Here is a 26,622-nt window from a genome sequence, read left to right as displayed (position 1 = left end):
CAACTTAACACTAAGGCGTTTAAGGAAAACTATTATGATTTATGAAGCTTCTCTTGTGGCTTTATGGGCCTTCTTTTGCGGTATAGATAAGTATGACGTTGCACTCAATATCCACCGCCCACTGATCACAGGGCCTGTTGTCGGCCTGATTATGGGTGATATGCAAGTCGGTTTAATTGCGGGTGCAACATTAGAATTAGCTTGGCTTGGGCTTGTTCCAAATGCAGGAGCTCAGCCACCTGATGTTACTTTAGGCACTATCGCCGCCGTTGCATTTGCCATTATGACTAATCAATCACCAGCGGTAGCGATGGGGATTGGTATGCCAATTGCCGTTCTCATGCAAATGATCATTATCGGCTTTTTTGCTATTACCGCGTTCACCATGGGTAAAGCTGACCGCTACGCTGAAAAAGCCGATGCGGCGGGGATCTCTCGGTTATTAGTCGCCACAATTACCGTTCGTTCTTTACTCTACGCGATCGTCGCCTTTGTAACGGTTTACTTCGGTGAACACGCAGCACAGTGGATTGATGAAAATACACCAAAAGTGCTCCTCGAAGGCTTAGGTATTGGGGCGAAAATGGTTCCAGCAATTGGCTTCGCGATGTTGTTGAAAATTATGTGGTCAAAAGAAGTGGCGGGTGTGTTCTTTGTTGGTTTCGTTATGACCACTTATCTCAAACTGCCAATTATGGCAGTAGCAATACTCGGCGCATCTGCGGCGGCTCTGTATTACTTCTTCAGCGGTAACAACAACAAGAATAACTCACAACAAAATGAGGATTTTGAAGATGGTATCTGATAACAAAACAACAGTAGAAACAAAAAACTTACCTGTGGAATCCTACGTTGATGGCGTTGATGAATATCAAGATACCACTGTCCGCAAAGTCATCACAAAAGGCGATCTATGGCGCTGTGCTTTTCGTGGGCTATTTATGGAAGGTAACTTTAACTTTGAACGTATGCAAGGAGGTGGCTTTGCATTCTCCATCATCCCAGCCCTACGCAAAATTCATGGTAATAACAAACGCGATTATGCAACCGCACTGAAAAATCACTTACAGTTTTTCAATGCGAGTCCAAAATTATTTACTTTCTTACTTGGTACTGCCGTTGCCATGGAAGAAAACAAAGAGAAACCTTCTACGGTCAACGTCATGAAAGTGGCAGGCATGGGCCCAACAGGTGGAATTGGCGATGCTATCGACCATATGACACTGATGCCACTGACTTTAGCATTAGGTGCATCTATCGCAATGGAAGGCTCAATTGCCGGCCCATTCGTTTTCTTCTTTTTGTACCAAATTGTTCACTTTTTTGTCTATTTCGGTTTGATGTTCATGGGATATCGTGCAGGTACTGCAGCGATGGTTAACATGAGCGATGCAACAGAAAAACTCGCTAAAGCCGCCAACATCATGGGGATTTTTGTCATCGGGGCGCTTTCCGCCACCTTCATAAAAGTACAAACCACCGCTGCTGTCGAGGTGGGTGGCAAAGTGGTCGAACTACAAACCGCCTTGTTTGACAAAATCATGCCTAACTTACTCCCTCTGTGTCTTGTCTTTTTGATGTTCAAAATGGTGAAAGGGACAGGCTTTTGGGCAAAACCGCCAGTACTTATCTTCTCTGTCTTAGCCTTCGGTGTTATTGGCCATGTACTTGGTGTGATGTAACAAAATCGTATTAAATTGTTTTTAGGTGGGTAGCCAAGTTACCCACCAGCAAGGAGTTATAAATGATTGGTTTGATTGTTTCTGGGCACATTAATTTTGCGAGCGGTATGGCTTCCGCCGTCAAAGCCATCGCAGGTGAACAGGAAAATATGGTGTTTATTGATTTTGTTGAAACCCTTTCTCCCGACGAATTGGAACAACAAATGCGAGCAGCAATTGACGCCATGAATTGTGAACAAGTACTTTTTCTTACCGACCTTCCTGGTGGAACCCCTTGTAACCGCGCTATGGCAATTATGATGGAAGATAAATCCGTTGAAGTTTTAGCTGGAGTTAATTTGCCGATGATCGTCAATGCGGCATTGGAACGTGAAGGCGTTGATGCGAAAGAACTTCTTTCTATCTTACAGGATATTGGTACTAGCAGTATCCAAGACCTACGTCAGCAGCTGGCTATGATATCAGAGCCTGAATTTGAAGAAGATGGCCTATGAAACAGCAATACGCCATTTTAGCGGATCGCACCTTTACTCCTGAAGGAATTCGCTATCAGCAGTATGTTCGAGTGTGCAACGGTGTTATACAGGAAATTACGGATACTGCTCCCGAACACTGCCCTGTTATCCGTCTTGAAGACCGCTCCTTACTGCCGGGGTTTGTTGATATCCATATTCATGGGCGTGCTGGTGCAGATGTCATGGATGCAAGCCAACAAGGGTTGCAAACCATTGCTGATGCATTAGTCAAAACCGGCGTTGTGGCTTGGGTGGGAACCACCGTCACCGCACCAATGAATGATATTAAACGCGCACTCACCCAAGTGTGTGAATTTATCACCAAGCCGCAAACATCAGGAGCCCAATTAGTCGGCAGTTTTTTAGAAGGCCCTTACTTCACTGAACGTCATCGAGGCTCACATCCTGTTAAGTACTTAAAATCGCCGACCATTCATGAATTAGAAGACCTTATGCAATGTGCTAATCACACACTTTTGCGTGTTGCAGTTGCACCTGAAGCTGAAGGCGCCATTGAGGCTATTGATTGGTTAGTACAACACGGTATTAAAACCAGTGTTGCACATACCGCCGCCGATTTCATGCAAACCAGTCTTGCATTTTCCCAAGGAGCAGATTGTGGTGTGCATCTTTATAACGGGATGACCGGTTTACACCATAGAGAACCCGGTTGCTGTGGCGCAGTGTTGTACCACGATGTTCTTGCGGAACTGATTGCCGATGGCATTCATGTTCATCCCGTCATGATGCAGCTAGCGTATCGAATGAAAGGTTATCAGCGGCTCGCTTTAATCACAGATTGTATGCGAGCTGGCGGCCTACCAGATGGTGATTATGCCCTTGGGGCACAAACGGTAAAAGTTACGCAAGGGCAAGCTCGCACAGCCGATGGCTCTCTTGCGGGCAGTACATGTAGCCTTGATAACGCATTGCGCAATATGGTGCAACTCGCTCATGTTCCTGAGTGGGAAGCTGTACAAATGGCCACATCGGTCCCCGCTCAATACCTTGGAATTGATGACCAATTTGGCTACATCCGAGTTGGGGCTCAAGCTAATTTTGCCGTTGTTGATAATAATTTTTATCTAACAGACACATTCATCAGAGGTGAACACGTTCACTCTGTATTCGGGGATACCGACCATTAAGGTTGGTTACCTATCAGTAAATCATGAGGTATTTATAATGGAAATTCGTCAACCAATTCACAGCGAGCATGCAAAAACACTTGATACTGAAGGCTTACGCAAACAGTTCCTGATCGAGAACTTGTTCCGTGAAGGGGAAATGAATCTCACTTATAGCCATATCGACCGCATCATTGTGGGCGGCATTGTTCCAACACAAAAGCCACTCGCTCTTATGGCAGGAAAAGCATTAGGCGTTGAGTTCTTTCTTGAGCGTCGAGAACTGGGTGCAATTAATATTGGGGGGGCTGGTCAAGTTATCGTTGACAGCGAAACTTATGATATCGCACCAAAAGAAGCTATTTATATTGGTATGGGTGCTAAATCTGTCGAGTTTATCAGTAAGGATGCCATTACCCCTGCACGTTTTTACATGAACAGTGCTCCTGCACACCATACCTATCCAACACGCAAAATTACTATCGAACAAGCTTCACCAGAAAAATTGGGTAATGTTGAAAATTGTAACGTTCGAACCATTTATAAATTCTTACACCCATCTATTTTACCAACCTGCCAATTATCAATGGGCATGACAGTACTCGAACCCGGTAGCTTATGGAATACCATGCCATGCCATACCCATGAGCGCCGTATGGAAGTGTATCTGTATTTCAATATGCAAGAAGACAACGTTGTTTTCCATTATATGGGTGAGCCTTCGGAAACCCGCCATATTGTTGTTCGTAATGAACAAGCCGTCATTAGTCCAAGCTGGTCTATTCACTCAGGAGTGGGAACCGCGGCTTATACATTTATATGGGGAATGGTTGGGGAAAACCAGGTATTCCACGATATGGACCATGTCGCGATGAAAGATCTGAAATAACCTTTTATCTTTTTAACATAATAAAAAACGATGTGGCAGTACTGCCACATCGTAAGTGAGGCACAGATGAACTTATTTGATTTAACAGGAAAAGTTGCGATTGTCACTGGATGTAATACCGGTTTAGGTCAAGGGATGGCAATTGGTTTAGCCCAAGCAGGCGCGGATATTGTCGGGGTTGGTATTCAAGATGCCCCTGAAACACGTACTCAAGTTGAAGCTTTAGGCCGTAAATTTCACTATATTATCATGAATTTAATGGAACAAGACGGGTTACAAACTTTAGTTGATGATGCGGTATCCGCTATGGGCCATGTTGATATCCTTGTCAATAATGCGGGTATTATTCGCCGTGAAGACTTATTAGAGTTTAGTGAAAAAGATTGGGACGATGTGATTAATATTAATCAAAAAACCTTATTCTTTTTATCTCAACGTGTTGCACGCCAATTCGTGAAGCAAGGTAATGGCGGGAAAATTATTAATATTGCATCAATGCTTTCATTCCAAGGTGGTATTCGGGTTCCATCTTACACAGCAAGCAAGTCAGCTGTCATGGGGCTCACTCGTGCTCTTGCTACTGAGCTTTCCCAATACAACATTAATGTGAATGCAATCGCCCCAGGTTACATGGCAACAGACAACACAGCAGCACTACGCGCAGATGCAGACCGCAACGCGGCTATCTTAGAGCGCATTCCTGCAGGTCGTTGGGGAACACCTGAGGATTTAGCAGGACCAGCCATCTTTTTAGCCTCCAAAGCAAGCGACTATATTAATGGTTATACCATTGCTGTTGATGGTGGCTGGTTAGCTCGCTAATCCATCAGGAGAAAATAATGGAACAATCATCATTACCAAAACCATTACAACGTAATACGGTTTTAGATGATATGAAACGAGTTTATCGTTATCAATCAAAAAACCAAGTACGCAGTGTACTTCGTCGTAGTGGCAAAACCCGTTTTATCAAAGATACAGACTGGGAACGTGGTGTTCTGTGGTCTTGTGTTGCTGCTGCATGGCAAGCAACACAGGATAACGAATATCTCGCTGGTGTATTGGATTACACATTACATACAGGATTTCGTACAGGGCCTAACCCGCGTTTTGCCGATGACCACGTCTGCACCCAAGCCTATTTAGCTGTGAGTTCACAATTTGATCATCCAGAAGTCCTTGAACCCACTATTAACGCATTCAACCTTATGTTAGCAGAGCCAAAACCAGGTCGAGAGGACTGGTGGTGGTGTGATGCACTTTTCATGGCCCCTCCAGCTTTTGCTGCATTATCAACTAAAATGAATGACGGTCGCTATTTCGATTACATGCATACCGCTTATTGGGATGCGATAGAACATTTGCGTGATCCTGAAACTGGCTTAATTTATCGCGATTATCGTTATATTCCTGATGGTAAAGGTGGTGAATTGCGTGAAAAAAATGGTGAAAAAGTATTTTGGAGTCGAGGCATTGGTTGGGTCATTGCGTCTATCCCTCGTATCTTACAATCTTTACCTAATGATTTCCCTGCCCGCCAGCAATATGTAAATTTATTTACGGAGCTAATGGAAACTGTCATTCAATACCAGCAAGAAGATGGCTTCTGGCGTACCAGTTTACTTGACCCGCAAAGCTTCCCCGCTCCCGAAAGTAGCGCCACCGCATTATTTTGCTATGGCTTAGCATGGGGATTAAACCAAGGTTTACTGGAAGAAATGCGTTATCTGCCTTTACTCGAAAAATCATGGCGTGCACTACAAAACTGTATTCACCCTAATGGCATGTTAGGTTGGGTGCAGCTTCCGGCGTTCAATCCACGAGATGTCAAGTATGAACATAATATGGATTATGGGGCAGGAGCCTATTTGTTAGCAGCAAGTGAAGTTATTCAACTCAAAATTTAATTCATTACAACCCGATTTACCATTGCTCAAGTTGTCATTTCATTACTTTCTTTTTGGCCAATTTATTGGCCATTTTTCTTGCTTTTTTTCCGTATTTATTCATCCCTTCACTTTAAAAATAGGCAATAAAAAAACCCACGATGATTCGTGGGTCAGGCTGCCGACAAACATATTGTGTTTGGCGGCAAGTCTAATAGGTTTTGAAAATAAACTAGGAAAATCAATTTATTGATTTTCAGCTGATAATACAAAGCGGGAAAAACCACGCTTTTATCCCGCTTTGTCAACAACCTCACCCGCGATGATTCGTGGGTATATTTAATAAAAAACGATATTACCAAGTATATTGAATACCTACACGGAAACGTGTTTGGCGGTCACTTGAAAACCTATTTTCTTTCACATTACCCACTTCAACAAATGGGCGCCATAAAGCACCATCATCCGCTTTAATGTCATAACGAAGGCGAACGTTGTGTTGATAATCGAATTTCTTATCATTATAAAGAGGTTGAGCGTTGTCAGCCATTTCCCACATTAAATCTAACTGATATTGCAGGTCTAAGTTACCCCATTTGTAACCTATCCAGCTATCAAACTCCTGGATTTTAGAATGGTAATTACTGCCGTTTTCCCCAGCTTGACCATAATCCCATACTTTCCATTTATAACGGCCTTGCAAACGAATACCATTATCGAATGTATAATTTAAACGGACATAAGGCACATAAACTAAACCTAATTTATCAAAATCAAGAGAAGCACCGATAAGTCCCACTAAATTTGGGTTCAACTTTGTATAATAAAAAGCTGAAAATTCTGAACCATCAATTTTCATTGCATCATAGGCACCATCTTTATTCCCATAACGTGCATCGAGTTCAAATCCAATATTTTTTCCTGTATCCAAGAAAGCTTTAATTCTATCTCCACTTTTCCCTGATGCATCTAAATATTGGTGACGGTATTCAATTGTTGTTTTATAGTTATTTGCGAGAGCAGATTGTGATGAAATTGCAAATAACACTGCACTAGCAATAATTAATCTTTTCATTATCTTTATTCCAAAGCTGTGTGCTATTTAAGCACGAGGATAGTGATTCCCTGTTTTATTAGAGAATAATATTTTCATTATTTTTAGTTATTACCGCCTAATTAATTAGGCGGCAAAAAATAATTTATTTAACTTCACACGCTGAGACTTTCTTATTTAATTTATTTGTTGTTGCCGTAATAAACTCTGTTGGTCTCCAAGAATCACCGGTTTTTTCTAACCACGGTATGAGCTCATCTTTAATTAATTTATCAATAATTGGCTTGTTTTCATCTGCCACATTTTTCATTTGATAAGGGTCATTCACATTATCATAAAGCGTATATTTCAGTGGCTGTCCATCTTGGCGATCAATAACCAGTGTATGAGTTTTCGTTCTCACACCGCGTTTACCAAACGAAGGTTCACCATACGGAATGAATAAGTAAAGTTGAGAATTGGCAACATCCCCCTCACCAGTAACCACTCGCTCAGCTAAATTACTTCCTTCAACTGAGCCGGGAATCCATTGCTCTAATCCTAATAAACCTAGAATCGTTGGGTAGATATCCGGTGCTGACATTAATGCATCATCTTGCCCCGGTTTAATTTTACCCGGTAACCGAAACATCATCGGAACACGCATTGATTCATCATAAGGGTTATTTTTTGTCGGCTGCCCATTTGCACCAAGACAACTACCATGATCAGAGAAGAAAACGACCAATGTATTATCAGCAAGTCCCTGTTTTTCAAGTTCATCAACGATACGCCCAAATTGTTCATCGACGCCGTTTACCATCGCCAGATATTCTTTAAAATATTGAGGACCATAACCTTCTTGGTATTCCACATCCCATTTAACGTTTGGGCGAGTATTTAACTCTTGCGAGGTTTTCCCTTTATAGACATCAAGATATTTTTGTGGGACTTGGTCATACGGTGAATGCGGAGGGTTCATTGAAACAACCAGCGCAAATGGCTTAGTATTATCACGGTATTGTCCATTTTTATTCTGTAAGAATTTTATGGCCATATCCGCTTCGTGCTCTGGTCCCCATTGGTCGATATAAATAGGTTTTTCTCGTGGTGTATTATTGGCCCAATACATCGGTTTCATATGCAAATCATATGTGCCATAGGAGTACCAAAAATCAAAGCCATGGCGGCGGTTTGGTGCTGCCCATTCATTCCAATAACGCCCTTCCATCGGATTGTTATAGCTTTCAATGAAAGGTGCATATGGCGCATCCAAATGCCATTTACCAATATAACCCGTGCTGTAATCCAATGATTTCAAAACATCAGACCAACAATTAGCGTAAGGTGATAAATCAATCCCTACCTTCCCACCATAATCGTGTGCGTTGCCTGTAATACCGTTACGTACAGGATATTGCCCAGTCATAAACATGCCACGAAATGGAGAACATAGTGGGTAATTGGATGCCATTTGTGTCATGACTTTTGATTGTTTGGCAAACTTATTTAAATTAGGGGTAATTGACGGGTCTTCTCCCATAAATTGTAACGCATGGGCACGCATCTCATCGGGGAATACTATCAATAAGTTAGGGGAGTTATCGGGCCGATAAGGCTTAATATTTGAAGGTTTTCCATCACTGGCTAAAATGGGACTAGAAACCGACATTGCTGCACCGCTGGCTGCTAATCCTTTTATAAAGGTTCTGCGCGAAACAGTCATTGCTTCATCCTCTTTTTGTTTACGTTTTATTTCGTTTTTGGTTAATACATATTATTTATACTTTTACATAAGATCAAAAAGTAAGTGATCGAAGATACCAAAATTCAAGTAGAGATCACAAAAAGTAAGCAATTCATCGAAAACAAGTCGATTACCTCACAGTAAAAAAATGATGACAACTTAGCAAAAACAACCATAATCAAATGATTTTTAATAAAAATAAACAATTCAGAGATACTGAGCACAAAAGTAGAATTTTGCTTTGAAATTACATAGCAAGTGGTAGTTAAACAATCGACATTAAATTTTCATTTACTTTCAAAGAAGGATGGATAGAGGCAATGTGAAACAATACAAAAAAATTTTGTATCACTATCCTATAAAAATCAACCAATATAAGGGGCATTATAAAATTTATTCAATTATCTAAATGAAAGATAAAGAAATAAAATGTCAAAATATGATTTTAAGCATTCATTCCATCTATTTTTCTATTAATATTGTTAAATTAAAATTGTTTTTATTTTTAGAATAAATTATCTTTTAGTTACCCAACAACAATATATATTAATTAAATTTAAGATAGAGTGAGTTTAATACTAGGTGTTAAATAAAATATACATCGTGAAAGAATATTATCACGTATCAATATCAATAATTTAACAATGCAAAATAAGATAGGAATAAAGTCGCTCATTTTAATTCATTATGCGAATAATGCCACTATTAATTATCAATTTTATATTCCCACTAGCATTTCTTAGAAAAATTCAACAGGTCTGATATTCAGAATATCTTCAGTTGTGATACAAGAATAATACTGTGAAATGAAATTACAGTCACAGATATAACTAATGTAAAACGCATTTTATAAGATGCTGGGGAATTAAAAGAATGAATATTGTTGAGCGATTTATTTCTTACACCAAAATTAACACCACCACTGATAGGGAAAAGGGCGCGGCAGGGATTATGCCATCCTCAGAAGGGCAACGTGTCCTTGCGAAACAATTGGTTCAGGAGCTCGAGGCTCTGGGCGTTGAAGACATTAAACTGCGTGACACTGCCATTGTCACCGCAACGTTACCTTCCAACCTTGATTATGATGTCCCAACCGTCGCTTTCTTCGGCCACTTAGACACTAGTGCAGAACAAACTAATGATACTAAGGCGCAAATCTTGCCATACACCGGTGAAGATTTATGCATGAATAAAGAGCTTAATATTTATCTACGTAAGAGTGAATTCCCTGAATTGGTGAACTACATTGGTGATGACATTATTGTCACTGATGGAACCAGCCTATTAGGTGCTGACGATAAAGCGGCAATTGCCTCTATCATGGATATGCTGCAATACTTTAAGCAAAACCCAGAAATCAAGCACGGAACCATTAAAATTGGTTTTGTTCCGGACGAAGAACAAGGCCTCCGTGGCGCAAAAGTTTTTGATGTTAAAGAGTTTGGAGCAGATTTTGCTTACACCTTAGACTGCTGCGGTATTGGTGAACTTGTGTATGAAAACTGGAATGCGGGTGATGCCGAAATCATCTTTACGGGTAAATCAGCTCATCCAATGTCTGCGAAAGGCAAACTCGTTAATTCATTATTAATGGCGCAAAAATTTATTGCCATGTTACCCGGCGGTGAAGCCCCTGAATATACAGATGGTCGCGAAGGCTATTATTGGGTGAAACAAATGTCAGGTAATAGCGCTCGTACCGTGTTAAAAATGGACATTCGCGATTTTACCGAAGACGGCTATCGCAAACGTATGGCTTTCTTAAAACAATTAGCAGAAAGCTGTGAAAGTCTCTGGGGCAGCGAAAGTGTTGTTTGCAAGCTATCAGATCGCTATTCTAACGTTTACAACAGCCTACAAGGTGATAACCGTTACCCTATTGATATTGCTGTTGACGCCTACCAAGCTTGTGGTATTACACCAAAAGTCATTCCTATGCGTGGTGGCTATGATGGAGCCGCATTATCACAAAATGGATTACCTTGCCCTAACATCTTCACAGGTGCACATAACTTCCATTCAATCTATGAATATCTACCTGTTAAATCCCTACATGCCGCCAGCGATGTATTAAAACAAGTGGTACAAATCACCGCTGAACGCTTCAAACCAGGAGCTAAAGCATGATCCCAATTCTAACGGTTCTGATTATCGTTGTTTTGGTTGCGCGGTTTATTTTGAAGGGATACAAAGCTGAGCCGGTATTATTAATTGCTGGCTTAGTATTGATGATATTCACCCTAGCCCTTGGCTGGGGGCCTATCCTCCCTAAAAATGTCGCCACCACCGGTATCACTTGGCTCGATCCATTTGAAGTCATGCGAGATTTATTCAGTAGTCGTGCAGCAGATCTCGGTTTAATGATCATGGCATTGATGGGTTTTGCGCACTATATGGACCATATCGGTGCCAATGAAGCGGTAGTACGTGTTGCAACCAAGCCACTGAAAAATATGCGTTCACCTTATGTACTACTATTTTTCTCTTTCTTGTTGGCGAGTATCTTGCAATTAGCCATTCCATCAGCAACGGGCTTAGCGGTATTGTTAATGGGTACCATGTTCCCCATTATGATTGGTTTGGGATTATCACCTGCTTCTGCGGCTGGGGTTATCGCTACATCCCTTGGTGTGGCCTATACTCCAACGGCAATTGATGCTATCCGTGGCGCAAAAGCTGTCGATATGTCTGTTGTTGAATATGTACTTTACTATCAAGGCCCTGCCGCGTTAGCCACTGTATTGGTGGTCGGTATTACCCATATTTTCTGGCAACGTCATTGTGACCGTAAGCAAGGTTTCGTACCTGAAATTGGTAAAGCTGTTCAGTCCCATGAAAAAGAGGAAACGACTAAGTCCGTTCCTGGATATTATGCAATTCTTCCTATGTTACCCATTATTATGGCAGTAGGAACATCCAATTTGTTCTTTTCCGGTATTCACTTAGATGTTGTGACTATCGTACTGATTGCGATGGCAATTTGTATGGTGATTGAAACACTTCGCGTACGTAATTTCAAAACGGTTTGTAATGGCTTCCAAACATTTTTAAATGGTATGGGTCATGCATTCAGTAATGTAGTTGGCTTATTGGTTGCTGCTGGTGTATTCGCTCATGGTATTAAAGTCAGTGGAGCAATTGACCAACTGATTTTAGGCGCTGAGTCCGTCGGCTTGCCACCATTTGCCATGGCGATTGTATTTGCATTAGTGACCCTTGCAGCAGCCATTATTATGGGTTCAGGTAATGCACCATTCCTTGCATTCGTTGAGTTAATTCCACAAATCGCGCATAGCATGGGCGCTAACCCAATCGCCATGATCCTACCAATGCAACAAGCTTCACACATGGGTCGAGGTATGTCCCCCGTCGCGGGAGTTATTATTGCCGTATCGAGTGGGGCAAAACTGCAACCTTTTGATGTCGTGAAACGAACCGCTGTGCCATTGATGGTCGGGTTTGTCGCGCACTGTGCAATTATTGGTATTTTTTATTAATCACGAAACTTACCAGTAATAATTACAAAGCGGGAATCTTTTCCCGCTTTTATTTTCATAACACAATATTAATGTTTACACTGGCATGAATCATCATGTTTCGTATCTGAGTCTATTGGGCAACAAGAGTTGATAGTTTTATTGATGATATCGGACAATGTATTTACTGTATTGATAATTAATGGCAAGTTGTCACACACCGCATCACAATTTAATAAACCTTTATCTGGTTTTACTGGTGGTGTTAAGCTGTCACACAATATTTCCTGTAAAACCAAGGAAAAATTTGCAATCCCTGTGGTGTAAATGTACGCACGTCCGTCGGTTTCTTTGGCTAGTCGTTCATACTCCCTCGTCACGTTATCTCTATCAGCAAGAGTCGGAAAACGATCTAGATTTGTTGGGCTATCATCCGGTGTACCTTGGTAGGTATACACCTTAATTCCTCTTTCTTGAGCGACAGATATGGCTTCATTATTTTTTGCAATTGCAGCACGAGTAAGAATTCCGCCACCACCTTCCATCCCTTCATCACCCAGCACAAAAATAGCCCTACGCGCATCATCTCGCCAATCAAAGTGTTTACTAATATCAATAACAGCACGACATAAATCTTCTTTATTTCCAGCATGGTCTTGCCCATCAGATTCTTTAAATGGCAATCTAGCTTGTAGATCCCTTTCGTTCGCACCGATCTTAATTAAATATTCACTGGCAGATTGATCAAACTTAGTGTTTGCCCAAGTTCCTTCAATACCTAAAAATGTGGCACGAAGATGCGATGGACATTTTGCTGATGCCGCTTCAATCGTCGCATCAATCTGTTTACTTAAATCCCCTGCTTCATCAGCCATTGAACCACTGGTGTCGATAACAACAACTAAATCTAACGCAATTTGTCCGTTCCCAGTGACTATCTGAGATGTATTCATTACCCCTAATGAATTTGATAATAAACCATGATAAGCCGAAAGGCTGGCTTGATTTGTATCTACCTGTTCATTTGTCTTTTTTTTATCCATCGTATATTCCTTTTATTTATTCCTATTAAATAATTTGAAAGTGATTTTTGTATTATTATTTTTATTACCGTTTAATTTTTAACCCGGAAAATTATTATTACGTTTTTTCACTGGCCGATATATTTTAAAAATAGAAATACGTATTACATATTCAGATAAATTTAAGAAATAAAAGGATTTATTGATGAATTCAAATTAGAAAAATAAAAATCAATTTATCATTTTATTAGATATAAAAAAGCCAGTACCTTTCGGTACTGGCTTCTGTCAGGAATTTTGCAGTGAAATCAGAAATTAGTTCTGGTTGTCGCTGCTGAAACCTGCATTTAACAGCTCAGCTAAGTTCGCTGTTGCTTCATCTGCACTGACTTGTGGTGCATCCACAACATCGTTCAGATGACGGCGGCGGATACGGTCTTGGTGATACGCAAAACCAGTACCTGCTGGGATCAGACGTCCAACAATTACGTTTTCTTTCAGACCGCGCAGTTCATCACGTTTACCTGCAACTGCTGCTTCAGTCAGTACGCGTGTCGTTTCTTGGAACGATGCTGCTGAGATAAAGGATTCTGTTGCCAGAGATGCCTTAGTAATACCCAACAGGTCACGAGCAAAGTTCGCTGGAATTTTGCCTTCTTGTTCCAGTTTACGGTTAGAAACTTTAACACGTGAGTACTCGACTTGTTCACCTTCGAGGAATTCAGAACTTCCTGCATCCGCGATAGTGACTTTACGCAGCATCTGACGAACGATAACTTCAATGTGTTTATCGTTAATCTTAACGCCTTGTAAGCGGTAAACTTCCTGAACCTCGTTAGTGATATAACGCGTAACAGCATGGACACCACGCAAACGCAGAATATCGTGTGGAGATTCTGGACCATCGGAAACCACGTCACCACGTTCAACGATCTCACCTTCGAACACGTTAAGCTGACGCCATTTAGGGATCATCTCTTCGTACGGATCGCTACCATCTAATGGTGTGATAACCAGACGACGCTTCCCTTTGGTTTCTTTACCAAACGAGATAATACCGCTGATTTCAGCCAAGATTGCAGGCTCTTTCGGACGACGTGCTTCGAACAAGTCAGCTACGCGTGGCAGACCACCCGTGATATCTTTAGTACCCACAGATTCTTGTGGAATACGCGCTAAGGTATCACCGACATTGATTGCGATGCCATCATCTAACTGAACAATTGCTTTACCCGGTAAGAAGTACTGAGCAGGCATGTCTGTGTTAGGTATAAGAACGTCGTTACCATTTGCGTCAATAACACGTAAAGCAGGACGTAGGTCTTTACCACCACTGGTACGTTCCGCAGTATCCAGAACAACGATTGAAGACAGACCGGTTAATTCATCAGTCTGACGCGTCATTGTTTGACCATCAAGCATGTCAGAGAAGCTGATAATACCCGATACTTCACTGACGACTGGCATGGTATGTGGATCCCAGTTCGCAACAGTTTCACCGCCCGTTACTGCATCGCCATCGCCTTTCGTCAAGTGCGCACCGTAAGGGACTTTATAGCTTTCTTTAGTACGACCGAATTCGTCAATCAGACGCAGCTCTGTATTACGTGAAGTAATAACCAGTTTACCTTCTGAGTTCGTAACGAATTTTGCGTTAACCAGTTTCAGAGTACCTGTGTTACGGACTTGAATGCTAGATTCTGCCGCTGCACGAGATGCCGCACCCCCGATGTGGAACGTACGCATCGTTAACTGTGTACCCGGCTCACCGATTGACTGTGCCGCGATAACCCCGATAGCTTCACCTTTGTTGATGATATGACCACGAGCAAGGTCACGACCATAACAGTGAGCACACACACCGAAGTCAGTTTCACAACTTACAACTGAACGAACTTTAACGCTGTCGACTGAGTTAGCTTCTAACAGGTCACACAGTTTTTCGTGCAGTAATGTATTACGTGGAACTAGAATGTCCGCAGTTCCTGGGATCAGAATATCTTCTGCAGTCACACGACCCAGTACACGCTCACGCAGTGGTTCTTTAACGTCGCCACCCTCGATAACCGGAGTCATCAGGATACCTTCGTGAGTTCCACAGTCGTCTTCAGTTACCACCAAGTCCTGCGCAACGTCAACTAAACGACGAGTCAGATAACCGGAGTTCGCTGTTTTCAATGCGGTATCGGCAAGACCTTTACGCGCACCGTGCGTAGAAATAAAGTACTGGAGAACGTTCAGACCTTCACGGAAGTTTGCCGTGATTGGTGTTTCGATGATTGAGCCATCTGGCTTAGCCATCAGACCACGCATACCGGCTAGCTGACGAATCTGAGCTGCAGAACCACGAGCACCGGAGTCGGCCATCATAAAGATACTGTTGAAAGAAACTTGTTGTTCTTCGACGCCATCACGGTTAATAACCGCTTCAGTCGATAAGTTTTCCATCATCGCTTTAGCAACACGTTCGTTTGCCGCTGCCCAGATATCGATAACTTTGTTGTAACGTTCGCCTGCTGTAACCAGACCAGACTGGAACTGTTCCTGAATTTCTGCAACTTCAGCTTCTGCTTCGGCGATAATTCCAGCTTTTTTCTCTGGAATAACCATATCATCGATACCAACTGATGCACCAGAACGTGCCGCATAGGCAAAACCGGTATACATGATTTGGTCAGCAAAAATAACAGTAGGCTTCAGGCCCAGAACACGGTAACAGGTGTTCAGCATTTTAGAGATCGCTTTTTTACCTAACGCTTGGTTAACCAATTCGTAAGGCAGACCTTTCGGTACGATCATCCATAAAATTGCACGACCAACAGTAGTGTCAACTAAGCCCGTGTTGATTGTGATGTTACCTTCCGAATCTTTTACTTCTTCAGTGATACGGACTTTAACGCGGGCATGCAGTGACGCATGACCTGAACGGTAAACACGCTCAGCTTCTTTAGGACCGGCTAATACCATGCCCTCGCCTTTCGCGTTTACGCAGTCACGTGTCATGTAGTAAAGACCCAATACAACGTCCTGTGAAGGAACGATGATAGGCTCACCACTTGCAGGTGACAGGATGTTGTTGGTTGACATCATCAACGCACGTGCTTCTAACTGAGCTTCCAGAGTCAGAGGAACGTGTACCGCCATTTGGTCTCCATCGAAGTCGGCGTTATATGCCGCACAAACGAGTGGATGCAATTGGATAGCTTTACCTTCGATAAGAATAGGTTCGAAAGCTTGGATACCCAGACGGTGAAGTGTTGGTGCACGGTTCAGCATAACTGGGTGTTCACGGATAACTTCATCCAAGATATCCCAAACAACCGCTTCTTCGCGCTCAACCATTTTCTTCGCAGCTTTGATGGTTGTTGCCAGACCACGTAATTCTAATTTGCCATAGATAAATGGTTTGAATAACTCAAGAGCCATTTTCTTAGGTAGACCGCACTGATGCAGACGCAGGTATGGACCTACGGTGATAACAGAACGACCTGAGTAGTCAACACGCTTACCAAGTAAGTTCTGACGGAAACGACCTTGTTTACCTTTGATCATATCTGCCAAAGATTTCAGAGGACGTTTGTTAGAACCTGTGATTGCGCGACCACGACGACCGTTATCTAACAGGGCGTCAACCGCTTCTTGCAACATACGTTTTTCGTTACGTACGATGATGTCTGGCGCAGCCAGATCCAGGAGGCGTTTCAGACGGTTATTACGGTTGATTACGCGACGATACAGATCGTTTAGATCTGATGTTGCGAAACGACCACCATCGAGTGGAACTAATGGACGCAGATCCGGTGGTAATACAGGTAATACGTTTAAGATCATCCACTCTGGCTTGTTACCAGATTGGATAAATGCTTCTAGCAGTTTGATACGCTTAGTCAGCTTCTTACGCTTAGTTTCAGAGTTAGTTTCGTTTAACTCTTCGCGCAGCGTTTCACACTCGTTCTCAAGATCGAGGTTTTTCAGCAGGCCTTGGATTGCTTCCGCACCCATTTTCGCATCAAATTCGTCACCGAACTCTTCCAGCGCATCTAAGTATTGCTCTTCTGTCAGAATCTGTGCACGCTCAAGGCTAGTCATACCGCCTTCAACAACTACATATGATTCAAAGTACAGAACGCGTTCGATATCACGCAGTGGCATATCAAGCAGCAAGCCGATACGGGATGGCAGTGATTTTAAGAACCAAATGTGTGCAGTCGGAGATGCAAGTTCAATGTGACCCATGCGCTCACGACGGACTTTGGTCTGTGTAACTTCAACGCCACACTTCTCACAAATCACACCACGGTGTTTTAAACGTTTGTACTTACCGCACAGACATTCGTAGTCTTTTACTGGCCCGAAAATACGCGCACAGAAAAGACCGTCACGCTCAGGTTTGAACGTACGGTAGTTAATGGTTTCTGGCTTTTTAACTTCACCGAATGACCATGAACGGATCATATCAGGTGATGCCAGAGCAATCTTGATAGCATCAAACTCTTCGGTCTTGGTTTGCGCTTTCAGAAACTTTATTAAGTCTTTCACAAAATGCTCCTGTCGGAGTTAGACCTGTCAGGTGAGTGTTCAAAGACACTCTCCCCAAATCCCAGTGCTTACATGTGCCGGAAAGCAAGCTTTCCGGCATAAAACGAATTACTCGTCTTCCAGCTCGATGTTGATACCCAGTGAGCGAATTTCTTTCAGTAATACGTTGAAAGATTCCGGCATACCAGGTTCCATCTGATGGCTGCCATCGACGATGTTTTTATACATCTTCGTACGGCCGTTAACGTCATCCGATTTAACTGTAAGCATTTCTTGAAGAGTATAGGCTGCACCGTATGCTTCCAGTGCCCACACTTCCATCTCCCCGAAACGCTGACCACCGAACTGCGCTTTACCACCCAGCGGTTGCTGAGTAACCAAGCTATAAGAACCTGTTGAACGGGCGTGCATCTTATCGTCAACCAAGTGGTTCAGTTTCAGCATATACATGTAGCCAACAGTTACTTGGCGCTCAAAGCGCTCGCCAGTACGACCATCGAATAATGTAATCTGACCTGAAGTTGGCAGACCACCCAATTTCAGCAGTTCTTTGATTTCTTTCTCTTTCGCACCATCAAATACTGGTGTTGCAATTGGCATACCTTTTTTCAGGTTCTCAGCCAAACGCATAACTTCTTCGTCAGAGAAAGTGTTCAAGTCAACTTTCTGGCGTGGATCATCACCTAAATCGTATGCTTTTTGGATAAACTCACGCAGTTTGGCAACTTCTTCTTGCTGTTTAAGCATAGCATTGATTTTCTCACCAATACCTTTCGCTGCCATCCCTAAGTGAGTTTCCAAAATCTGACCGATGTTCATACGTGATGGTACGCCCAGCGGGTTCAGAACGATATCAACTGGGTTACCGTTTTCATCGTAAGGCATGTCTTCAACTGGGTTGATTTTTGAGATAACACCTTTGTTACCATGGCGACCCGCCATTTTATCACCCGGTTGGATCTGACGTTTAACAGCCAGATAAACCTTAACAATTTTCAGTACACCCGGTGCTAAGTCATCACCTTGAGTAATTTTACGACGTTTTGCATCGAGTTTTTTCTCGAACTCAGATTTCAGTTCGTCATACTGTTCAGCTAATTGCTCTAACTGGTTTTGCTTCTCTTCGTCAGCTAAAGATAACTCTAACCAACGGTCGCGAGGCAGTTTGTCCAGTTTTTCAGCTTCAATTCCGCCGTTAACCAGTACAGAACGGATACGTGCAAACAGACCTGCTTCGAAAATACGTAGCTCTTCTGTTAAGTCTTTCTTCGCATCACGTAACTGAGTTTCTTCGATCTCTAATGCACGTTTGTCTTTCTCTACGCCGTCACGGGTAAATACTTGTACGTCAATAACCGTACCAGATACACCGTTAGGAACACGTAAAGAAGAGTCTTTAACGTCTGATGCTTTTTCACCGAAGATAGCACGTAACAGTTTCTCTTCTGGCGTCAGCTGAGTTTCACCTTTAGGTGTCACTTTACCAACCAGAATATCGCCGCCTTTCACTTCCGCACCAATATACACGATACCGGATTCATCAAGTTTAGACAGTGCAGCTTCACCGACGTTTGGAATATCTGCAGTGATTTCTTCAGGCCCTAATTTAGTGTCACGAGACACACAAGAGAGCTCTTGAATATGAATAGTTGTAAAACGGTCTTCTTGAACAACACGCTCAGAAACTAAGATGGAGTCTTCGAAGTTATAACCATTCCATGGCATGAATGCCACGCGCATGTTTTGACCAAGTGCTAATTCACCGAGGTCTGTTGAAGGACCATCCGCTAACACGTCACCACGTTCAACTGGCTCACCTAAAGATACACAAGGCATCTGGCTAATACAGGTGTTCTGGTTAGAACGGGTATATTTAGTCAGGTTATAAATATCGATTCCAGCTTCGCCTGGGTACATCTCATCTTCGTTAACTTTGATAACGATACGAGAAGCATCAACGTACTGAACCGAACCACCACGTCTTGCAACAGCAGTAACACCAGAGTCAACCGCTACTGCACGCTCCATACCTGTACCAACTAATGGTTTGTCAGCACGCAGAGTAGGAACCGCTTGACGTTGCATGTTTGCACCCATCAATGCACGGTTGGCGTCATCGTGTTCAAGGAATGGGATCAGGGACGCACCAACAGAAACAACCTGTTGAGTCGAAACGTCCATATATTCAACCTGTTCACGGCTGAATAAGCTTGATTCACCTTTGTTACGACACGTAATCAGTTCTTCAACAAAGCTACCATCATCACCTAAAACGGTGTTCGCCTGAGCAATGATGAAGTTACCTTCTTCAATTGCAGACAGATAATGGATTTCGTCTGTCACTAAGCCATCACGTACTAAACGGTATGGGGTTTCTAAGAAACCGTACTCATTGGTCTGTGCATAAACAGATAATGAGTTGATCAGACCGATGTTTGGACCTTCAGGCGTTTCGATTGGACAGACACGACCGTAGTGAGTTGGGTGAACGTCACGTACTTCGAAGCCCGCACGCTCACGAGTCAAACCACCTGGGCCTAACGCAGAGATACGACGTTTGTGCGTAATTTCAGACAACGGGTTGTTCTGGTCCATAAATTGAGACAGCTGGCTGGAACCAAAGAACTCTTTAACTGCGGCTGAAATTGGTTTCGCATTGATCATATCTTGTGGCATTAATGCATCAAGGTCGCCCAGAGAAAGACGCTCTTTCACTGCACGCTCAACACGAACCAGACCGACACGGAATTGGTTCTCTGCCATTTCACCAACAGAACGAATACGACGGTTACCTAGGTGGTCGATATCATCCACTTCGCCTTTACCGTTACGGATATCGATGAGTTTACGCATAACATCAATGATGTCTTCTTCACTCAGGATACCTGAACCTTCGATTTCTTCACGGTTCAGTGAACGGTTGAACTTCATGCGACCTACCGCAGACAAGTCGTAACGGTCTTCAGAGAAGAACAGGTTCTCGAACAGGTTTTCTGCAGCTTCACGGGTTGGTGGCTCACCAGGACGCATCATGCGGTAGATTTCTACCAATGCACTCAGACGGTCGTTAGTTGGGTCGACACGAACGGTTTCAGAAATGTAAGCACCGTGGTCTAAGTCATTGGTAAACAATGTTTCGATTGTTTTATGACCAGACTGGCTCAGACGTGCCAACATATCTAAAGAAAGTTCCATGTTCGCTGCACAAATCAGCTCACCGGTGCTTTCATCAATATAGTCTCTAGCAACAACTTTACCTGCGATATATTCAACAGGAACTTCGATACTATTGACTTCTTCTTTCTCTAACTGACGAATGTGACGTGCAGTGATACGGCGGCCTTTTTCTACATAGACTTTACCGTTCGCTTCGATATCAAACGAAGCAGTTTCACCACGTAAACGCTCAGGAACCAGCGTCATCATCAGTTTATTATCACGGATTTGGAATACTGTTTTTTCGAAGAACAGATTTAAGATTTCTTCGGTGTTGTAATCCATTGCACGCAGAATAATGGTCGCAGGTAATTTACGGCGACGGTCAATACGTACAAACAGGTTATCTTTCGGGTCGAATTCGAAATCAAGCCATGAACCACGGTAAGGGATAATACGTGCGTTATATAGCACTTTACCTGAAGAGTGTGTTTTACCTTTATCGCTGTCAAAGAATACACCTGGACTACGGTGTAACTGAGAAACGATAACACGCTCAGTACCGTTGATAACGAAAGTTCCGTTTTCAGTCATGAGTGGAATTTCACCCATGTAAACTTCTTGTTCTTTGATGTCTTTAACAGTTCCTTCCGGTGCTTCACGCTCATAAACGATGAGACGTAATTTCACACGTAAAGGCGCAGAGTAAGTTACACCGCGAATTTGACATTCTTTAACATCAAAAACAGGCTCGCCTAAACGATAGCTGACATATTGTAATTCAGCATTACCGCTGTAGCTCTGAATTGGAAACACAGAACGGAAAGCTGCTTCCAGCCCATTCTGGCCATCTGGATCTTGCTCGATAAACTTCTGGAACGAGTCAAGTTGGATAGAAAGGAGATAAGGTATGTCCAAAACTTGTGGACGCTTACCAAAGTCCTTACGGATACGTTTTTTCTCGGTATAGGAGTAAACCATAGGTTTCCTCAGCTCGTTGATCAGTGACCCAAGTGGTTAGCTCTTAGTTTAAGAGACTGAACCGCAACGCGTTTTTATATAAGAAACGGAAAATGAATACTTTCCTTAATACTCATTGCTATTACTCTTAAATCATTTCATTGCGTTGCCATTGCTACCGAGCTACCCGAGCGGGTCGTAGCGAAGAACACAGTATATTAAGTCGTCAATAGAAAGAAGTATTGGAGGGTTGTTGTTAACATTAAAACTGCGTGAAAAGCTGTTAACACCCATCACGCCTTACAGCGCAAAAAGGCTGGTGATTAAAAAATCACCAGCCGTCAGCCTAATTAGATCAGGCTGCGTTCTTGAAGTTGAACTTATTTAAGTTCAACAGAAGCGCCTGCTTCTTCAAGAGATTTTTTCAGAGCTTCAGCTTCGTCTTTGCTTGCAGCTTCTTTAATAGTAGCTGGAGCAGATTCTACCATGTCTTTAGCTTCTTTCAGGCCAAGACCGGTTGCACCACGAACTGCTTTGATAACTGCAACTTTGTTACCGCCAACAGCTGACAGTACAACGTCGAATTCAGTTTTTTCTTCAGCAGCTTCAGCTGGGCCCGCAGCAACAGCAACAGCTGCAGCAGCAGAAACGCCGAATTTTTCTTCCATCATAGTAATCAGTTCAACAACGTCCATTACAGACATTTCTGCAACTGCATCAAGGATTTGGTCTTTAGTGATAGACATAACAAGTGTTCCTAAAATTCAGAAATAGTTTATACGTTAAAAAGCAACGAAGGAAAGGGCTTATGCAGCTTCTTTCTGATCGCGCAGAGCAGCCAGAGTACGAACCAATTTGCCTGCAGCGGCTTCTTTCATGGTTGACATCAGGCGTGCGATTGCTTCATCGTAAGTTGGGAGAGTTGCCAGACGATCGATATCTTTCGCTTGGATTAACTCACCTTCAAAGGCCGCAGCTTTAATCTCAAATGCTGGATTCGCTTTCGCGAACTCTTTGAACAGACGAGCGCCAGCGCCCGGGTGTTCGTTAGAGAAAGCAATTAAGGTTGGACCGACAAACACGTCTTTCAGTACGTCATAAGAAGTACCTTCAACAGCACGGCGGATCAGTGTGTTACGAACAACACGGATATAAACGCCAGCTTCGCGACCTGCTTTACGCAGTTCAGTCATTTTTGCTACAGTTACGCCGCGTGAATCAGCAACAACTGCAGAAAGCGCGCCTTTGGCTACTTCGCTGACTTCAGCAACAATCGCTTGTTTGTCTTGAAGATTTAGTGCCATTAGCTTCTTGCTCCTGGATTAACCGGGAAACCCCGGGACTCACATCACTCAAACACAACATTATGTAAGAGCGCTAAAACACGGTGAGCAGAATAGAAATCCAGAATTAAATTCTAGGTATCTCTGTCACCGTCTACGCAGGTAAATTAAGCAGCGGTTAGACTACACCTGCGGTCTTGGACGGGGTCTGGAAAGGCCAGACTCCATACCGAAATTTGTGGTTTGTTGAGTATATTGCTATACCCAACAAACTCAAGGCGTCAAATTTTATACAAATTTGACGCAAAGGTAAAGCCTAATTACCAATTAGCCGAAGCTATAGCAATTAAACTGTCGCTGACAGACCAGCTTGGTCAACAGCAACACCTGCACCCATAGTGGTAGACAGGCTAACTTTCTTGATGAAAACACCTTTAGCAGAAGCTGGTTTTGCTTTTTTCAGCGCGATCAGCAGTGCTTCTAAGTTTTCTTTCAGTTTGTTAGTGTCGAAATCAACTTTACCGATAGTGGTGTGGATGATTCCGTTTTTGTCATTACGGTAACGAACCTGACCTGCTTTAGCATTGTTAACTGCTTCAGCAACGTTTGGAGTTACAGTACCAACTTTCGGGTTTGGCATCAGACCACGTGGGCCCAGAACTTGACCTAATTGGCCAACAACGCGCATTGCATCTGGAGAAGCAATAACAACGTCAAAGTCCATTTCACCAGCTTTGATTTTATCAGCCAGATCTTCCATACCTACCAGTTCAGCGCCTGCAGCTTTAGCAGCTTCAGCGTTTGCGCCTTGTGCGAACACAGCAACGCGAACTGAACGGCCAGTACCGTGTGGCAGTACAGTTGCACCGCGAACGTTTTGGTCAGATTTACGAGCATCGATGCCCAGGTTGATAGCTACGTCAACGCTTTCTACGAATTTAGCAGTTGCTAATTCTTTCAGCAGTGCAACGGCTTCGTTGATGTCGTACTGTTTAGTTGCATCAACTTTTTCACGGATATTGCGCATGCGCTTAGTCAGTTTAGCCATTGTCTTAGTCCTCCACTACCAGGCCCATGGAACGAGCAGTACCTTCAATTGAACGCATCATTGCGTCAACATCAGCACCAGTCATGTCCGCAGCTTTAGTTTCAGCGATTTCGCGAATCTGAGCAGAGGTCACTTTACCAACTTTATCTTTGTTAGGCTTGCCTGAACCAGACTTAACGCCAGCTGCTTTTTTCAGCAGAACTGCTGCAGGTGGAGTTTTGGTAACGAAAGTGAAAGAACGGTCTGCGTAAACAGTAATAACAACAGGAATTGGTAAACCTTTTTCCAGGCTGTCTGTTTTTGCGTTGAACGCTTTACAGAATTCCATGATGTTAACACCTTGTTGACCCAGAGCTGGACCAACTGGTGGACTTGGGTTCGCCATACCAGCTGCAACTTGCAGCTTAACGTAGGCTTGAACTTTCTTAGCCATGATATTTCCTCTAGATGGGTGATAGCGCCTTACAATTTGCAAGGCTCCCCGTTACATTAAACATGTCCCGCACATTAATTTGCGCCGAACATAAAAACAAAAGGCGCGAAATTGTAGTCAAATTTCACGCCTTTTGCAAGTCAGTTTTGTCGCTTAGATTAGGCTTTTTCTACCTGACCAAAATCCAATTCGACTGGAGTTGCGCGACCGAAGATAGAAACAGAGACTTTTAAGCGGCTCTTTTCATAATCAATTTCTTCAACAACACCGTTAAAGTCAGCAAATGGACCTTCGCTAACACGAACCATTTCACCTGGTTCAAACAGTGTTTTCGGACGTGGTTTATCACCAACTTGTTGTAAGCGGTTCATGATAGCGTCAACTTCTTTATCGCTAATTGGCGCTGGACGATCTGACGTTCCGCCAATGAACCCCATTACACGCGGTACACTACGCACTAAGTGCCAAGAGTCATCGTTCATGACCATTTGGACCAAGACATAGCCTGGGAAGAATTTACGTTCACTCTTACGGCGCTGACCGCTACGGATTTCAACAACTTCTTCTGTTGGAACCATAACTTCGCCAAAAGAATCTTCCATAGCATGTAATTTGATATGTTCACGTAAAGATTGTGCTACGCGACCTTCAAAACCAGAGAATGCCTGAATGACATACCAGCGCTTTTTAGGTGAATCGGACATTTAGAATAACCTCAGGCTTGTAATAAATGAAACTAAACGCACCAGGATACCATCTAGTCCCCACAGTATTAAAGACATTACAGCCGTTACTGCAGCAACAATTAAAGTAGTTTGCAATGTTTCCTGGCGAGTAGGCCAAATGACTTTTCTCATCTCGACGCGAGCTTCGCGTGCAAACGCCAGTGTTGCTTTACCTTTTGTAGTCCATAAAGCGACAGCACCTGCAATAGCGACAACAGCCACAACTGCAAATGCACGCAGCGCGAGATTATATTGACGGAAGTAATAATTGCCAACAATAGCAATTATTAATAAGGCACAGACAATGACCCACTTGAAGATGTCTGCACTGCGTCCACTTCCTTGAGCTTCGCTATTCGCACTCATAATTCAACCTGTTACCATGAAGTATGTACATAGCCTGCTTGCTTACAAAGGTAAAACAACCAAGCCAAACCAATAGAATATGCCAACATATCCCTCAATTACTACAAACTAAGCCTGCAAAATTTGATAGGGATATCAATAACATCACCTGCGATCTAAAAGTAATTAGCCTTGTTAATGGAGGTAATTAGCGTTATTCGTTCTGCAAACACAACAAGTTGCAGTAACATTTTATTTCGCAAGTACTACTTGTATGTCAGTACTATCACTTTACAAGTGCTACCCATTTCACAAGTGCTATTCCATTTTGCAGGAATTTCAGCATGCTCAGCAAATTTTTTAACTACACCAATAAGAAAATGACTTTCTTTTTGTGGCAGCGGTAAAATATACCATATCTTCCGAGCAAAACCTTAATAAATCTCATATAACTGCGCAAAGGAGCCCGCACAGTTATCAATTCGTTGTTTCAGAGCCTATCTCACCAATAATTATACAAATGATTGATGAGATAGGTTCTTAATTTTGCAACGTCTGAATTTTGCAATGTATAAAAAGGACGTCTATTAGACGCCCTTTTTTACTAAGTGGTTCTTTCTTATTCAGAAAGAGCGGTATTATGCAATAATTTTTGCAACAACACCCGCACCTACAGTACGGCCACCTTCACGGATTGCGAAACGTAAACCGTCGTCCATCGCGATTGGGTGGATCAGGGTAACGATCATGTTGATA

The 26,622-nt window shown here is 42.8% G+C and carries 20 protein-coding genes and 1 pseudogene; 9 read left to right on the top strand and 12 right to left on the bottom strand.

Annotated elements, in window-relative coordinates; translation table 11 throughout:
* Nucleotides 1–34 precede the first annotated feature (34 nt).
* The 7 genes from agaW to PR725_RS20780 all read left to right on the top strand — a co-directional run bounded on the left by agaW (nucleotide 35) and on the right by PR725_RS20780 (nucleotide 6,120).
* Nucleotides 35–805 carry a PTS N-acetylgalactosamine transporter subunit IIC gene (gene agaW / locus PR725_RS20810; protein ID WP_004264436.1) on the top strand — a complete coding sequence of 257 codons (771 nt, stop codon included), beginning with the start codon at nucleotides 35–37 and terminating at the stop codon, nucleotides 803–805.
* The gene (locus PR725_RS20805; protein ID WP_117163054.1) at nucleotides 795–1,682 is read left to right on the top strand and encodes a PTS system mannose/fructose/sorbose family transporter subunit IID; all 888 of its coding nucleotides are present in this window, start codon (nucleotides 795–797) and stop codon (nucleotides 1,680–1,682) included. The genes agaW and PR725_RS20805 overlap by 11 nt, the downstream gene beginning before the upstream one ends.
* 62 nt (nucleotides 1,683–1,744) lie before the next feature.
* On the top strand, nucleotides 1,745–2,176 hold the full coding sequence (agaF, locus tag PR725_RS20800; RefSeq protein ID WP_117163055.1) for a PTS galactosamine/N-acetylgalactosamine transporter subunit IIA: 432 nt from the start codon (nucleotides 1,745–1,747) through the stop codon (nucleotides 2,174–2,176).
* Complete coding sequence (gene nagA / locus PR725_RS20795) at nucleotides 2,173–3,345, top strand: N-acetylglucosamine-6-phosphate deacetylase (RefSeq protein WP_117163056.1); 1,173 nt, start codon at nucleotides 2,173–2,175, stop codon at nucleotides 3,343–3,345. Before agaF ends, nagA begins: the two co-directional genes overlap by 4 nt.
* Nucleotides 3,346–3,382: 37 nt before the next feature.
* The gene (gene kduI / locus PR725_RS20790) at nucleotides 3,383–4,213 is read left to right on the top strand and encodes a 5-dehydro-4-deoxy-D-glucuronate isomerase (RefSeq protein ID WP_211888991.1); all 831 of its coding nucleotides are present in this window, start codon (nucleotides 3,383–3,385) and stop codon (nucleotides 4,211–4,213) included.
* Between the two features lie 66 nt (nucleotides 4,214–4,279).
* A complete protein-coding gene (gene kduD, locus PR725_RS20785) occupies nucleotides 4,280–5,035 on the top strand; it encodes a 2-dehydro-3-deoxy-D-gluconate 5-dehydrogenase KduD (RefSeq protein WP_115166435.1) in 756 nt (251 codons plus the stop codon).
* A 17-nt stretch (nucleotides 5,036–5,052) separates the two neighbouring features.
* Entirely contained in the window at nucleotides 5,053–6,120 is a 1,068-nt protein-coding gene (locus tag PR725_RS20780; RefSeq protein WP_115166434.1) for a glycoside hydrolase family 88/105 protein, read from the top strand.
* A 334-nt stretch (nucleotides 6,121–6,454) separates the two neighbouring features.
* Here PR725_RS20780 and PR725_RS20775 read toward each other — a convergent pair whose 3' ends face one another.
* The gene (locus PR725_RS20775) at nucleotides 6,455–7,174 is read right to left on the bottom strand and encodes an oligogalacturonate-specific porin KdgM family protein (RefSeq protein WP_117163059.1); all 720 of its coding nucleotides are present in this window, start codon (nucleotides 7,172–7,174) and stop codon (nucleotides 6,455–6,457) included.
* A gap of 124 nt (nucleotides 7,175–7,298) precedes the next feature.
* Entirely contained in the window at nucleotides 7,299–8,858 is a 1,560-nt protein-coding gene (locus PR725_RS20770) for a sulfatase-like hydrolase/transferase (RefSeq protein ID WP_115166431.1), read from the bottom strand.
* A gap of 894 nt (nucleotides 8,859–9,752) precedes the next feature.
* Here PR725_RS20770 and pepT point away from each other — a divergent pair.
* Both pepT and dcuC read left to right on the top strand, forming a co-directional pair.
* A complete protein-coding gene (gene pepT / locus PR725_RS20765; protein ID WP_109913194.1) occupies nucleotides 9,753–11,006 on the top strand; it encodes a peptidase T in 1,254 nt (417 codons plus the stop codon).
* Nucleotides 11,003–12,376, top strand: coding sequence for a C4-dicarboxylate transporter DcuC (gene dcuC, locus PR725_RS20760; protein WP_109913195.1), 1,374 nt, complete (start codon nucleotides 11,003–11,005; stop codon nucleotides 12,374–12,376). Before pepT ends, dcuC begins: the two co-directional genes overlap by 4 nt.
* Nucleotides 12,377–12,444: 68 nt before the next feature.
* Here dcuC and PR725_RS20755 read toward each other — a convergent pair whose 3' ends face one another.
* The 10 genes and pseudogenes from PR725_RS20755 to PR725_RS20710 all read right to left on the bottom strand — a co-directional run.
* The gene (locus PR725_RS20755) at nucleotides 12,445–13,398 is read right to left on the bottom strand and encodes a hypothetical protein (RefSeq protein WP_109913196.1); all 954 of its coding nucleotides are present in this window, start codon (nucleotides 13,396–13,398) and stop codon (nucleotides 12,445–12,447) included.
* 294 nt (nucleotides 13,399–13,692) lie between these two features.
* Nucleotides 13,693–17,916: a DNA-directed RNA polymerase subunit beta' gene (gene rpoC, locus PR725_RS20750; RefSeq protein WP_109913197.1), complete on the bottom strand. Its 4,224-nt coding sequence runs from the start codon at nucleotides 17,914–17,916 to the stop codon at nucleotides 13,693–13,695.
* Between the two features lie 108 nt (nucleotides 17,917–18,024).
* Entirely contained in the window at nucleotides 18,025–22,053 is a 4,029-nt protein-coding gene (rpoB, locus tag PR725_RS20745) for a DNA-directed RNA polymerase subunit beta (protein WP_004265877.1), read from the bottom strand.
* Nucleotides 22,054–22,412: 359 nt separating this feature from the next.
* Nucleotides 22,413–22,778: a 50S ribosomal protein L7/L12 gene (gene rplL / locus PR725_RS20740; RefSeq protein ID WP_004265879.1), complete on the bottom strand. Its 366-nt coding sequence runs from the start codon at nucleotides 22,776–22,778 to the stop codon at nucleotides 22,413–22,415.
* 60 nt (nucleotides 22,779–22,838) lie between these two features.
* Nucleotides 22,839–23,336 (bottom strand): 50S ribosomal protein L10, encoded by a 498-nt coding sequence (gene rplJ / locus PR725_RS20735; RefSeq protein ID WP_004264381.1) that lies wholly within the window; start codon nucleotides 23,334–23,336, stop codon nucleotides 22,839–22,841.
* Between the two features lie 325 nt (nucleotides 23,337–23,661).
* Nucleotides 23,662–24,363, bottom strand: coding sequence for a 50S ribosomal protein L1 (rplA, locus tag PR725_RS20730; RefSeq protein WP_004265881.1), 702 nt, complete (start codon nucleotides 24,361–24,363; stop codon nucleotides 23,662–23,664).
* Between the two features lie 4 nt (nucleotides 24,364–24,367).
* Nucleotides 24,368–24,796, bottom strand: coding sequence for a 50S ribosomal protein L11 (gene rplK, locus PR725_RS20725; RefSeq protein WP_004264379.1), 429 nt, complete (start codon nucleotides 24,794–24,796; stop codon nucleotides 24,368–24,370).
* A 158-nt stretch (nucleotides 24,797–24,954) separates the two neighbouring features.
* On the bottom strand, nucleotides 24,955–25,500 hold the full coding sequence (gene nusG / locus PR725_RS20720; RefSeq protein WP_004264378.1) for a transcription termination/antitermination protein NusG: 546 nt from the start codon (nucleotides 25,498–25,500) through the stop codon (nucleotides 24,955–24,957).
* Entirely contained in the window at nucleotides 25,501–25,887 is a 387-nt protein-coding gene (secE, locus tag PR725_RS20715; protein WP_004265885.1) for a preprotein translocase subunit SecE, read from the bottom strand. It lies immediately after the preceding gene.
* A 617-nt stretch (nucleotides 25,888–26,504) separates the two neighbouring features.
* Nucleotides 26,505–26,622: pseudogene (locus tag PR725_RS20710) on the bottom strand (EF-Tu/IF-2/RF-3 family GTPase); the annotation flags it as partial.

The organism is Providencia sp. PROV255 (genome assembly GCF_028478065.1).
Classification (GTDB): Bacteria; Pseudomonadota; Gammaproteobacteria; order Enterobacterales; family Enterobacteriaceae; genus Providencia; species Providencia rettgeri.
This window is presented reverse-complemented; position numbering and strand designations above follow the sequence as displayed.